Here is a 13,090-nt window from a genome sequence, read left to right as displayed (position 1 = left end):
TGACCAGCGGAAGTCAATCGGCGGCCGGGCGGGGGCCACCGCTCAGGGGGCCACCGCTCAGGGGGCCACCCGGAAGGTCGCCCGGGCCCGCTCGGCACGGCCGGTGCCGGGGCGAGCGACGGTCACCCGCCCCGCCTCGTGCACCAGGTACGCCCGCGGGTCGCCGGAGAGCCGCAGCGACACCGCCCGCCGGTCGGCGAGCCCCGGCACCCGCACGAAGCTCGCCGCCCTGGCGTACGCGTCGGAGTCCTCGTACGGGTCGATGCGCACCTCGGCGCCGTCCACCCGGACGTACCGGTCGGGGAAGTTGACCGACTGCAGCGCCACCCGCCCGGGGCCGGAGAAGCCCGGCACGAACCGGAACTGCGTGTCCGCCAGTTCCCGGACGTCGACGTCGACCCGCAGCCGGTAATCGGCATGCCGGACCAGGCCGCGCGGCGTGTCCAGGGGGGCGAGCCGGACGATCGGCCCGCCCTTGCCGACCGGCACCCCGAAGCTGGGCGTGCCGTCGGCGTTCCAGCCCAACCGCTGCACCCGGGTGTGCCGGTTCGGGTCGAACAGCGGATCGCCGACGATGTCCCGGTAGTCGCGGGCGTGGTAGACCAGCACGTCGGTCCGGCCGTCCTCGGCGACCGTGAACGAGTTGTGCCCCGGGCCGTACTGCCGGGTCTGTTCGTTGGTGACGAAGACCGGCTCCGGCGACTTGGTCCAGGAGGCGGGGTCCAGCAGGTTCGCGTCCGCGTCGGCGGTGAGCAGCCCCATGCAGTACCGGTGGTCGGTCGCGCTGGCCGAGAAGGTCACGAAGACCCGGCCGTTGCGGACGAGCGCCGCCGGCCCCTCGTTGACCCGGAAGCCCTGCACCTCCCAGGGCAGGGTGGGCACCGCGATCCGCACCGGGGGGCCCTTGATCGCGAGCGGGGAGGCCATCTCGGCGATGTAGAGGTTGCTGTTCGTCGCGATCCCCGGCTCGCTCTGGGCCCAGAGGAAGTAGCGGGTGCCCCGGTGCGTGAACGTCGTCGCGTCCAGGGTGAAGGTGTCCCAGGCGGTGACCATCTGACCGCGCAGCACCCAGGCGTCCTCCCGGGGGTCGGCGGCGGCGGACTCCAGCACGTAGGTCCGGATCCGGAACGGCTGGTCGGAGTCCCCGGCCGCGAAGTAGATGTACCAGCGGCCGTCGATGCGGTGCAGTTCCGGCGCCCAGATGTAGCCGCCCATCGGGCCGGACGCCGGCCGGCGCCAGACCGTCCGCTCCCGGGCGGACGCCAGGCCGTCCAGCGTGGGCGCACCGCGGACCACGACCCGGTCGTACTCCGGCACCGAACCGGTCAGGTAGTACATCCCGTCCACCGGGCGGGTGATGAACGGGTCGGCGCGCTGCTCGACCAGCGGGTTGCGGGTGGTGAGCGGGGCCGGCCCGGCCGGTCCGTCGAAGCCGGCGGTCGCCTGGGCCGGGGCCGCGGCGGCCAGCGGCAGGGCGCCGGCCGCCCCGGCGGCGGCGAGACCGCCGCCGGCCCGGAGCAGCCCACGCCGGTTGATTCCGGGGTACGTCACGACGGGTTCCTCTCCACCGACCCGGCCGACGGGCCGGTCGGATGCGGCTGGGTGGCGCGGATCCGGACGAAGGTCACGGAGTTCGCCGGGAAGGTGTGGTCGAAGGTCTGCGAGACGCCGTGCAGTCGGGACTCGCGCGCCCGGATCGGCTGCTCCGTGGCGGTGTTCACGTCGTCCGGCTCGCCGTGCAGGGTGGTCACCCGGGCGGTCGGCGCGACGCGGAGCCGGCCGAGGTCGATCCGGGTACGCGCCGCCGCGTCCTGGGCGTTGACCACCTTGAGGATCAGCTCGCCGGTGCGGTGGTCCCGGGTCACGACCTGCCGGAACGGCTCGGCGACCCGGTCGTCGGTGAAGCTGCCCCACTGCTGCCCGTCGAGGAAGAGCGTCACCTGCCGGCCCCGTACGGAGATCCGCAGGTCGTAGCTGCGGCCGGTCTCGATCGTGGTGCCGTTCGAGATCAGCGTCTGCTTGCCACCCCCGCTGGCCTGCTCCACCGCCGACTGGGTGTTGTTCCAGCCGCCGAGGTTCCACCAGTAGAAGTTGCCGCTGTCCTTGACCCCGAACGCGACCAGGAAGCCCTCCCGGCCGGACCGCTTGGTCGCCCTGACCCGCAGGTCGTAGTTGGTCCACGCCGGGTCACCGGCCATCACCAGGGTGTCCTCGGCGGCCTCGTCGGACTGCACGTAGGCGCCGTCGACGACGGACCACGACCCGCGCCCGCTGACGTTGCTCCACCGGGCGGCGTCGCCGGAGAAGTCGTCGGTGAACAGCGTCCCGCCGTCGGCCGAGGTGACCACGACGTCGTCGTACGCGGCGCTGGTGGCCCAGGTGGAGAGCCCGACCGCACCGCTGATCGGTGCGGTGGTGACCGGCGTCGCCGACGCCTCGCTGGGCACCACCTCGTCGCCGACGTTGCGCATGAACAGCTTCTGCACCTCGTAGCTCGCCGATCCCCACGAGGTGTGGTTGTTGAACCAGATCATGTCCGGTCGCCACTGCACGTAGTCCTCGTTCGCCAGCAGCGGGGCGTACGAGGCGAGCTTCACGATGTCGGCGTTGCGTTCCAGCCCCGTCATGTACGCCGCCTCGGCGAGCGCGTTGTAGAACCGGTTGTCCTGCGAGGCGTACTCGCCGAGGAAGACCTTGGGACCAGCCCGGTCGTAGGTGTCGTACCGCTCGTTGTTCTGGAGGAACCAGGCCGGGCTGTTGTAGTAGTGCTCGTCGACCATCTCGACGCCCGCCTCCCGGTTGAGCTGCCAGAGCCGGTCGAAGTTGGCCCCCGCGTCGTCCGGCCCGGAGTTGCTGACCACCGTGATCTCCGGGTGGGCGGCCTCGATGGCGGCCCGGAACTGCCGGAACCGCTCGAAGAACGCGTCCGGCAGGTTCTCCTCGTTGCCGACGCCGAGGTGGGTCAGTCCGAACGGCTTCGGGTGGCCCATCTCGGCCCGGACCCGGCCCCAGCGCGACGACGCGGGCCCGTTGGCGAACTCGATCAGGTCGAGGGTGTCCTGGATGTGCCGGCGCAGCAGTGCGGGGTCGTCGGTGGCGCGGTTCTCGCCGCAGCCGGTGACCAGCGCCGGCACCACCGGCAGCGGCATCGCGCCGATGTCCTCGGCGAACTGGAAGTACTCGTAGTAGCCCAGGCCGTAGGACTGGTTGTAACCCCAGAAGTTGGCGTTGGTGGCACGCTGCTCGACCGGGCCGACGGTGTCCTTCCACTGGTACGAGCGCCGCCGCTCCCAGCCCGGCGCCTCGTAGCCGTAGTGGCTGCCGGTGTTCACCAGGCAGCCGCCGGGGAAGCGTACGAAGCCGGGTCGCAGGGCGGCGATCTTCTCCGCGAGGTCCCGGCGCAGCCCGTTCGGGCGGTGCTTGAAGGTGTCCTGCGGGAAGAGCGAGACCATGTCCAGGCCCAGGGTGCCGGTGCCGGCGGCGGTGACCGCGAGCCGGCCGGCCGTGCTGGACGCGCGCGCCCGGATCGTGCCGGTGTACTTCGTCCAGCGCTCGCCCCGGACCCGGACCCGCAGCGGCTCGGCGAGCTCGGCGCCGGCCGCGTCGGTGACCCGTACGGTCAGCGGGGTGCCGGCGGGCTGGTCGGTGCGGGCCCAGACGGAGAAGTCGTACCGGTGCTGCCGCTGGACGGGGATCCCGGTGTTGTAGCCGGCGTTGACCACGCCGTACCCGGCACCACCGGCACCGCCCGCAAGGCCGGCAACGGGCAGGGTCAACCGCAGGTAGCGGCGGTTGCGCTCGTTGAGCCGCCCGGCGTCGTCGACGACCTCGGCGCCGCCGCCGGCACCGGTCGGGGTCCACGCGGTCAGGCCGGTGTATTCCGGGTTGTCCACCGGGTCGTACTCGAAGGAGCGGTTCTGCACGAGTTCGGCGTAGAGACCGCCGTCGGCGGCCCGGTTGATGTCCTCGAAGAAGACCCCGTACATCGTGTCGGAGATGGCCGGGCCGTCCCGGCTCGGATCGACGTCGATGGTGTAGTCGGTGACGGTGGCGGGTGGCGCGCCGGACGCGGTCGCCGGCACGGCCACCAGCGGGATCGTCAACGCCAGGACGCACGCGAGCCCGAGTTGCGGGCGCGGTCGGGACATGTGGCTCCTCCGGGAGAGCTCGACAGTGAGATCAAGCGGAATGGATTCGACCGACAGCGATGGGTGAGCGTTAACATAGATAGATCACCAGCGGGTGTCAAGGCTGGGAACCATCTGTTGCTCAGGACGGCGAATCAGTTGTTAACGCTCACCTGACACACCGCGAGCGGACCGGACGCCGGGCCGGGCACCGGGCGGGCAGGGACCCGGCCCCGGGCCCCGGCGGGCGGGGACACCGGGCCGGACACCGGCGCCGGCCGGGCCACGGTCACAGCGGCGGCAGGCCCAGCGCCTCGTCGACCCGGGACAGCACGGCGGCGTCGTCGCCCGGATCCACCCCGCGGAGCAGGTCGATGGCGGTCGCCCGGACCTGCCCGACGATCATGATGAGCGGCAGTGGCGCGTCGCCCCGCAGCAGCGCCCCGGCCCCGCGTACCGCGTCGAGCGCCGCCTCGGCGGCCAGGTCGGCGTGCCGGTCCGCCGCCTCGTCCTGGCCCGTCAGGTCGGCGGCCAGCGCCGCACCCACCCCGCGTACCGCCTCGGCCAGCCGCCGCAGCGCGACCGCCAGCTCGGGCGGCGTCCGCACCGACAGCCGGGTCATCATCACCCCGGCCCGGGCCAGCACCCGCAGGTTGCGCACGGCGTAGTCGACCTGCCGGGTCGACGCGTCGAGCGCGTGCACCCGGCCGATGTGCCGGCGCCGGCGGACGTGCAGACGCAGCGCCTCGCCGGCGGCCAGCACCGCCGTACGCAGCCGCTCCACCTCGGCGTCCATCCCCCGGGCCCGCTCCAGCGCGTCCCGGGCGGCGCCGGAGTCGCCGCGTTCGAGGGCCTCGGCGACCTCCTCCAGCAGGCCGGCCAGCTCACCGAAGGTGCGCCGCGACCCGGTGACCAGCGGAGCGAGCGGATCCCGGGCGCTGAGCAGCTGGCTCGCGGCGAGCGCCACCCCGCCACCGATCAGCGCGTCGACGAACCGGAACGGCACCAGCCCCTGCGTCGCCGGCTCGACCACGACCAGGTAGAGGGCGGAGACCGCCGCCTGGACCACCGAGACCGTGCTCGCGCCGAGCGCCACCGCGAGGGCGGTGGTCAGCAGGATGACGGTGAAGACGGTCCAGGTCGTACGGTGACCGAGCGCCTGCACCACGAGATCCGCCACCAGCACCCCGGCCGCGACGCCGAGGACCACCTCGACCGCCCGGCGCATCCGCTGGCCCCGGGCCTGGCCCAGCACGATCAACGCCGCGGCCGGCGCGAAGAACGGCTGCGGGTGCCCGACCAGCGTGGTGGCGACGATCCAGGCGACGGTCGCGGCCAGCGTCGCCTCCAGCACCGGCAGCCACCCCGCGCGCAGCCGCCCGGAGGCGAGCCGGAGGCCCGCGCCGATCATGTCACCCCTCGCCACCTGATGATCGTCACACGTCCGGGACTACCCGGGGCCGTCGACGGCCAACCCGGCCCCGGATGCGGTGGTGTACCGGCGCGCCGCCCGGGTAGTGGGCGTCCATGCCTCAGCGATATGACAACTACCCCCGGAACGCCATCGTCACCGGTGCGGACTCCGGCATCGGCAAGGCCTGCGCGGTCGCCCTGGCCGAGGCCGGCTTCGACATCGGCATCACCTGGTACGAGGACTCCGACGGCGCCCGGCGGACCGCCGAGGAGGTCCGGTCCGCCGGCCGGCGCTGCGCGGTGGCCGAGCTGGACCTGACCCGGCTGCCCGGGGCGGCGTCCGTGGTGGACGAGCTGGCCGACGAACTCGGCGGGCTCGGGGTGCTGGTCAACAACGCCGGCACCGGAGCGGCCAGCCCGTTCGTCGACACCACTTTCGAACAGTGGCGCGAGGTCCTCTCGGTCGACCTGGACGGGCCGTTCCTCTGCGGCCAGCGGGCGGCCCGGCGGATGCGCGACGCCGGCACGGGCGGACGGATCGTCAACATCACCAGCGTGCACGAGCACGCCCCGAAGGTCGGCTCGGCGGCGTACTGCGCGGCGAAGGGTGGGCTGGGACTGCTGACCAAGGTGATGGCGCAGGAACTCGCGGTGCACGGGATCACCGTCAACTCGGTGGCGCCCGGCGAGATCTCCACCCCGATGACCGGCCAGGAGGACACCGACCCGTTCACCGAGGACCGGCCCGGGATCCCCGTCGGCCGCCCCGGCGACGCCCGCGAGATCGCCGCCGTGGTGGCGCTGCTCGCCTCACCCGCCGCCGCGTACGTGACCGGCGCCTCGTGGATCGTCGACGGCGGCATGATGCTGATGGGCCCGCAGGGCGCGGCCCGGCTGGAGTCGACCGCCTGGCGGGAGACCTGACCGCGCCGGTGCGACCCGGCGCACGGCAGGGGGCGCTCCCGGCGCCCCTACGGTTGCGCCGGCTCGCACCGCCCGCCGAGGTGCTCGGCGAGGAACTGCTCGGTGCTGGCGTAGAAGGCCATCCGGTTCGGCAGCTTCGCGAAGCCGTGCCCCTCGTCGTCGAAGAGCAGATACCGGTGCGGTACGCCGTTGGCGGCCAGCGCCGCCACCAGCTGGTCGGCCTCGGCCCGGCGCACCCGTGGGTCGTTCGCGCCGTGCGCGACCAGCACCGGGATCCGGATGTCGTCCACCCGGGACAGCGGCGACCGGGACCACAGGAACGCGTCGTCGAGGTCGGGATCACCGATCCGGCGCCGGATCCGGGGGGCGAGCAGCTGCGCGGACGAGATCGTCGACCGGACGAAGGTCCGCAGGTCCGACGGGGCGCAGACGGCGACCGCGCAGGCGTAGAGGTCGGGGGTGAAGGCCGCGCCGGCCAGCGCCGCGTAGCCGCCGTACGAGCCGCCGTGGATGGCGACGCGGGCGGGATCGGCGTAGCCCTGGGCGACCAGCCAGTGCACCGCGTCGGTCAGGTCGTCCTGCATCCGGCCGCCCCACTCGCGGTCACCGGCGTTGACGAAGTCCTTGCCGTAGCCGATGGAGCCCCGGAAGTTGACCTGCACCGACAGGTAGCCCCGGTTCGCCAGCCACTGGCACTCGCCCGAGCCCCACCGGTCCCGGTCCCACGGACCGCCGTGCACGGCCAGCACCGCCGGCAGGGCACGCCGGTCCAGCCCCGGCGGGAAGGTCAGGTAGCCGTGGATGGTGCGGCCGTCCCGGGCCTGGAACGAGAACGGCTCCACCGGCGCCAGCGTGTAGTCGGCCAGCACCGGGCGGTGGTCGAAGAGCGGCTGTGCCCGACCGGTCGTCCGGTCGTAGTGGTAGTAGGTCGCGACCCGCTCGGGCCCGTAGTCGAGCACCAGCCAGCCCCGGTCCGCCGCGTCCCGCCCGACCAGCAGCACGTCGCCGTCGAACAACCGTTGCAGGTGATCCACGGTACGGGCGGTGTCGGGCGTGAGCCCGTGCAACCGGGTCCGGTCCCGGTCCACCACCACCAGGTCCGCCTCGCCGGTCAACGGGTTCAGGTCCACGCCGCTGACGTCGTACTCCGGGTCCTGGTAGAGCGTCTTGGTCGCGCCGGTGGCCACGTCGACCCGGAGCACCCGGGCGGTGTTGGCGTCGGCGGAGGAGAGGATGACCAGCCCCGAGCCGTCACCGGTGAAGCCGATCGCCCGGGTGGTCGTGGAGTCCTCGGAATCCACCGTGTGCACGGGTCGCCACGGGGCGCTCCCGTCCCGTGCCATGATCGACAGACCGCCGTCCGGCGACCACCGCAGCGCGCCGCGGACCCGCAGCTGGCGGTCCGCCATCCAGCCGGCGAAGCCGGGGTTCTCCGCCACCGGCGTCAGCTCGCCCGAACGCAGGTCCACCCGGTGGACGTCGTGCAGCCGCCGGTCGCGCCGGTTCAGGCCCACCAGCACATGGTGCGGCGCACTGGCCTGCGCGCCGACCATCCGGGCCTGCACGCCGTGGAACGGGGTGAGGTCGCGCGTCTCGCCGGTGCCGGTGTCCGCCGCGTACAGGTGGGTGTTCTCGTCGCCGTCCCGGTCCTGCACGTAGAGCACGTGCCGACCGTCGTGCGCCCAGGTGAAGGCGAAGATCCCGGCGTTCGTCGTCCCGGTGAGCGGGCGCGGCTCGCCGCCGTCCACGGGACGGACCCAGATCGTGCGTACGCCGTCCAGCGGTGCCACGTAGCCGACCTGGCGCCCGTCCGGCGACAGTGACGGAGCGTGTCGGGCAGGCACTCCGAACAGCACGGAACGGGGAATCAGGGTGGGCAGGCCCATGAGCGACGTCGCCTCCGTCTCGCCGACGGACCGGTGCGCAGGACGATCTCCGGCCGACCGTCCGCCGATCCGGCACCAACATTAAATGACCGTCGGTGTCGAACTCGTGGCAAGAAGTTGCCAGGCAGCATCATGAACGTCGCTCTTCATTGCCCGCCGAGAAGCGGCCCACCCATCATTGGTCCCAGCCGTACGGCGGCCGGCACCTTGCCCGAAGCGCCAGACGACCAGGTACGACGGGTCACGACGGCGTCTGCGGGTCGGGTCCGGTCATCGATCACGGTAGTGCGGTCCAGCGCAGGTCTCCGGTCCAGCGGAGCATCAACGGAGGGAACAAGATGGACAGAGCGAGCACGGACCAGGCGGCGGTCGTCGAGACCAAGTCGCTGTCCATGGAGGACATCGAGACGACCCCGATCGCCCCGGCACCGTCGCTGGAGGCGATCTGCTACAACGACGACCCGCGTGACGCGGCGTACTCGTACTACGACGCCGACCCGCACAACACCCAGTGGTGACGGCGAATGGCTGAGTCTCACTCAGCGGGCCAGGGGGGAGCCGGTAAGCGGCTCCCCTCTGGCTTCGCCGACCTGATCAACCCCATGCAGGTCGCGGAGTTCACGAGCCAGTACTGGGAACGCGAGCACCTGATCCTGCACCGCCAGGATCCGGACTACTACGCGGGCCTGCTCACCCTGGCCGACATGGACCACCTCATCTCGAACGCCCGGGTCCGCTCCAGCGACCTGCGGATCGTCGCCGACGGCGAACCCACGCCGGTCTCCGCACTGGTCTCCGAGACCGGCAACGGTGCCCACGCACGCGAGGCGGTGTACGCCGAGTACCGCAAGGGCGCCACCCTCAACCTGCTCTTCCTCGAACAGCACTGGAACCCGCTGGACCGGCTCTGCCAGTCGATGACCGAGATCTTCGGCGGGCTGGTGCACGTGAACTCCTACCTCACGCCGGCCGGGACCCGTGGGCTGACCGAGCACTACGACACGCACGACGTCTTCGTCGCCCAGATCTACGGGACGAAGCGGTGGCGCCTGTACGGGCAGCCGTACCGCCTGCCGTTGCAGAACCAGCGGTACAAGCGGCCCGAGGAGGGGCCCGGGGAGCCGGTGGCGGACTTCATCCTGGAGCCCGGAGACCTGCTCTACATGCCGAGGGGCACCGTGCACCAGGCGGTCTCCAACGACAGGGCCTCGCTGCACCTGACCTTCGGGGTGACCACGTCGACCTGGGCCGAGTTGCTGACCCAGGCGGTGAGCAAGGCGGTCGAGAGCGACGAGAAGTTCCGCGAGTCGGTGCCGCTCGGGTTCACCACCGAGGACGAGATCCGCCAGGAGGCGGAACGGCACGCCGGCGCGCTGCTCCGCAAGCTCGCCGAGTCGATCCGGCCGGACGCGGTGCTCACCATGGCCCGCAAGCAGGCCGTGCTGGCCCGCAAGCCGGCGCTGGAGGGCCACCTCCTCGACCTGGAGAGCCTGCCGTTCGTGGACCTCAACACCAAGCTGGTCCGCCGGCCACACCTGTTGTGGAGTCTCACCGAACGCCCCGACGGCGGCGTCAGCCTGGAGTTCAACGGCAAGGAGGTCAGCTTCCCCGGGCACGTCGCGGACGAGCTGCGGTACCTCACCGAGACGGAACTGCTCACCGGCCGGGGCATCCCGGGAAACCTGGACGACTCCGGACGCCTGGTGCTGCTCCGCCGGCTGATCCGGGAGGGTTTCCTGACCGTGCCCGCATCGGCCGGAGCCGCGGCTCCGGCCGGCAGCCCGACGGCGGACTGAGCGGCGACGCCGCACGGCGTCTCGACCACGGACGGCCGGGTCACTCGCCCCGCGCGAGCTGGCCCGGCCGTCACCCGCGCGCGGAGTTTGGAGGTACGAGGTGCGGCCTGAGCTGGGCTCGGTGCTGGGACGACCACCGGACCAACCGTTCCGGCTGCGACAGCTGCCGGGGCGGGCCCGGGGCGCGTTGAGCGTGCTGGGCCAGGTGACCCGGCTGGCCTGGCGGGCGAGCCGGCCCCTCACCCTCGCGCTCGGCGCGATGAGCCTGCTGACCGGCCTCGTACCGGCGGCCACCGCCGCCGTCGCCGCGCTGGTGATCGACGCGGTCGTGGTGGCGGTACGCGACGGCCCGGCCGGCCCGGACGCGGGCGGACGGATCCTGCTCCTGGTCGGGCTCCAGTTCCTGGTGGCCGGGCTGAACTCGGCCGGCGGCGCGGTGCGGAGCATCGTCGAGCGGCTGCTCGGCGACCGGCTGACCCTGACCGTGCAGCTCGACGTGATGGACCACGCCAGCAGGCTCGAACTGCCGTTCTTCGAGCGGTCGTCGTCGTACGACCTGCTGCGGCAGGCGCAGCAGGAGGCCGCGTCCCGGCCGATGTCGATGCTCTCGCTGACCTTCGCCCAACTCCAGGGCCTGGTGACCCTGGTCAGCCTCGGCGCCCTGCTCTTCGGACTGAGCCCGCTGCTGACGCTGCTCGCGCTCCTGGCGCCGATCCCGGTCTTCGTCTCGGACGCCCGGTTCCGCCGGCGGATGTTCGAGTTCGCGATCTGGGCCTCCCCGCTGCGCCGCCGCATGCAGTACGTCAGCAACCTGGTCACCACCGACACGGCGGCGAAGGAGATCAAGCTCTTCGGGCTCGGGCCGCACTTCGTCGACAGCTTCCGCACCTGGGGCGAGGACCTCTACCGGCGTACCCGCCGGCTCGTCACCGCCCGCAACCTCGGGATCGCCGGATGGGGTCTGCTGGCAACCGGCCTCGGTTCGCTGGGTTTCCTGTACGCGGTCCGGCAGGCCCTGGCCGGCCGGCTCACCGTCGGCGACCTCGTACTCTGCTCCGCCGCGCTGATCGGTGTGCAGGCGGCGGCCCAGACCCTGCTGCTCGGCCTGTCGGCCATGTACCAGGACAGCCTCTACCTCGCCACGCTGCGCAGCTTCCTGACCGTGCCGGCCGGGGCCGAGCAGCCGGACGGCGGGCAACCGCTGCATCCCGGGCCGGGTCACGTGGTCTTCGAGAACGTCTCCTTCGGATATCCCGGGTCGCCGACCCTGGCGCTGCACGACGTCAGCCTGGAGATCCCGCCCGGCACCACCCTGGCGGTGGTCGGGCGCAACGGCGCCGGCAAGTCGACCCTGATCAAGCTGCTCTGCGGCCTCTACCAGCCGGCCACCGGGCGGGTCCGGCTGGACGGTCAGGACCTGCGCGAGGTCGCCCCGGACCGCCTCCGGGCGGAGATCGGTGCGGTCTTCCAGGACTACGTGAGCTACCAGGCGACGGCCGCCGAGAACATCGGGCTGGGCGACGTCACGCGGCTGGACGACCGGACCCGGGTGGTGGCATCGGCGGACCAGGCCGGGGCGCGCGGGTTCATCGAGCGGTTGCCGCAGGGTTTCGACAGCCAGCTGGGCCGGTGGTTCGGCGAGGGTGTCGAGGTCTCCGGCGGGGAGTGGCAGCGGATCGCGCTGGGCCGGGCGTTCATGCGCGACGCCAGGTTGCTGGTCCTCGACGAGCCGACCGCGGCGCTGGACGCGCAGGCCGAGTTCGAGCTGTTCGAGCGGGTACGCCGGTTGGCCGCCGGCCGGACCGCCGTCTACATCTCGCACCGTTTCTCCACGGTGCGCCAGGCCGACCGGGTGTTGCTGCTCGACGGTGGCCGGATCCGCGAGTACGGCACGCACGACGAGCTGATGGCCGACAACGGCGAGTACGCCCGACTCTTCCGGCTACAGGCGCTCGCCTACACCGAGACCCCGGGCCCCCTGGGGACCGGCGGCAGCGTACCCCCGGGCCGGAAACCCGGCCCCGGCCCGGACGCCGAGCCCGGCCCGGACGTCTCCGGCCCCGGCCCCAGCCTGACCCACGCGACGACCTGAGGAGTGGTGCCATGGAATACCTGACCTTCGCGGCCCGACTGTCGCTGGCGTTCGTCTGCCTGGCGGCGGCGGCCGGCAAGCTCGGCGGCCGGCGACAGCGGCAGGAGTTCCTCCGGTTCATCCGCCGGTTGGACGTCCCGGACCGGCTGGTCCGACCGGCGGCCGTCGGCACCGTGGCGGTCGAGCTGGCCGTCGCGCTGCTGCTGCCGTGGCCGGCCACCGGGATGGCCGGATCGGTCCTGGCCACCGGGCTGTTCCTGACCTTCACCGCCGGGGTCTGGACCGCGATCCGCCGGGGCCGGACCCCGAAGTGTTTCTGCTTCGGCCGGCTCGGGCAGCCACTCGGCCGGGGGCACCTGGTCCGCAACGCGGCGCTGTCCGGCCTCGCCGCCATGACGGTCGTGCTGTCGCTCTTCGTCACCGGCCGGCCCGACTCGCTGACCGGCGCGGCCGTCGCCGCGGCCGCCGCCGCCACCGGTGCGTTGCTGCTGGTCTTCTGGGACGACCTGGCCGCGCTCTTCGTCGACGAGGTCGTACCCGCCGGACCGGGGGTCGGACGATGAGCGGGGCGCTGTGGGCGATCTCCCTGCTCGCCTTCGCGTCCTCGGCGGTCGCGTTGGCCGTCGGCGTGGCGTCGGCCCGCCGGTACCGCGAGCTGCGTACCGCCCTGATCGCCACCGGAGTGCTGACCGCGCCGAGCGCGATGGGCAGCAACCTGCCGGAGGAATCCCCGCTACCGGCCGTCGACAGCCCGGTGCCGCCGGGCATCCGGGCGACCTCGCTCGACGGCACGGTGATCGACAGCGACTACCTGGCCACCGGTGAGCTGATCGTCGTCTTCCTCATGGTCAC

General features: G+C 72.8%; 10 protein-coding genes. 6 read left to right on the top strand and 4 right to left on the bottom strand.

The window, feature by feature from the left end:
• Positions 1 to 57: 57 nt before the first annotated feature.
• From ACQEUR_RS21035 to ACQEUR_RS21025, 3 genes are all read right to left on the bottom strand, one after another.
• Entirely contained in the window at positions 58 to 1,551 is a 1,494-nt protein-coding gene (locus ACQEUR_RS21035; RefSeq protein WP_433033865.1) for a family 43 glycosylhydrolase, read from the bottom strand.
• Positions 1,548 to 4,148, bottom strand: a complete 2,601-nt coding sequence (locus tag ACQEUR_RS21030; RefSeq protein ID WP_433033862.1) for an alpha-L-arabinofuranosidase C-terminal domain-containing protein — start codon at positions 4,146 to 4,148, stop codon at positions 1,548 to 1,550. Before ACQEUR_RS21030 ends, ACQEUR_RS21035 begins: the two co-directional genes overlap by 4 nt.
• Positions 4,149 to 4,416: 268 nt before the next feature.
• A complete protein-coding gene (locus tag ACQEUR_RS21025; RefSeq protein WP_433033859.1) occupies positions 4,417 to 5,553 on the bottom strand; it encodes an FUSC family protein in 1,137 nt (378 codons plus the stop codon).
• A gap of 101 nt (positions 5,554 to 5,654) precedes the next feature.
• On the opposite strand from ACQEUR_RS21025, the gene ACQEUR_RS21020 reads away from it, so the two are divergent.
• Positions 5,655 to 6,464: an SDR family oxidoreductase gene (locus ACQEUR_RS21020; RefSeq protein WP_433033857.1), complete on the top strand. Its 810-nt coding sequence runs from the start codon at positions 5,655 to 5,657 to the stop codon at positions 6,462 to 6,464.
• A 47-nt stretch (positions 6,465 to 6,511) separates the two neighbouring features.
• Here ACQEUR_RS21020 and ACQEUR_RS21015 read toward each other — a convergent pair whose 3' ends face one another.
• Entirely contained in the window at positions 6,512 to 8,254 is a 1,743-nt protein-coding gene (locus tag ACQEUR_RS21015; protein WP_433033854.1) for a S9 family peptidase, read from the bottom strand.
• 434 nt (positions 8,255 to 8,688) lie between these two features.
• Here ACQEUR_RS21015 and ACQEUR_RS21010 point away from each other — a divergent pair, with 434 nt between their 5' ends.
• The 5 genes from ACQEUR_RS21010 to ACQEUR_RS20990 form a co-directional block, all read left to right on the top strand.
• Entirely contained in the window at positions 8,689 to 8,868 is a 180-nt protein-coding gene (locus tag ACQEUR_RS21010) for a hypothetical protein (protein WP_433033851.1), read from the top strand.
• Positions 8,869 to 8,874: 6 nt separating this feature from the next.
• The gene (locus tag ACQEUR_RS21005; protein ID WP_433033848.1) at positions 8,875 to 10,146 is read left to right on the top strand and encodes a cupin domain-containing protein; all 1,272 of its coding nucleotides are present in this window, start codon (positions 8,875 to 8,877) and stop codon (positions 10,144 to 10,146) included.
• Between the two features lie 100 nt (positions 10,147 to 10,246).
• Entirely contained in the window at positions 10,247 to 12,238 is a 1,992-nt protein-coding gene (locus tag ACQEUR_RS21000; protein ID WP_433033846.1) for an ABC transporter ATP-binding protein, read from the top strand.
• A gap of 11 nt (positions 12,239 to 12,249) precedes the next feature.
• On the top strand, positions 12,250 to 12,801 hold the full coding sequence (locus tag ACQEUR_RS20995; RefSeq protein WP_433033843.1) for a MauE/DoxX family redox-associated membrane protein: 552 nt from the start codon (positions 12,250 to 12,252) through the stop codon (positions 12,799 to 12,801).
• The coding region (locus ACQEUR_RS20990; RefSeq protein ID WP_433033840.1) for a hypothetical protein at positions 12,798 to 13,090 on the top strand (293 nt) is incomplete at its 3' end. The genes ACQEUR_RS20995 and ACQEUR_RS20990, both read left to right, overlap by 4 nt.

The sequence above is a fragment of the Plantactinospora sp. CA-290183 genome (assembly GCF_050936375.1).
Lineage (GTDB): Bacteria > Actinomycetota > Actinomycetes > Mycobacteriales > Micromonosporaceae > Plantactinospora.
This window is presented reverse-complemented; position numbering and strand designations above follow the sequence as displayed.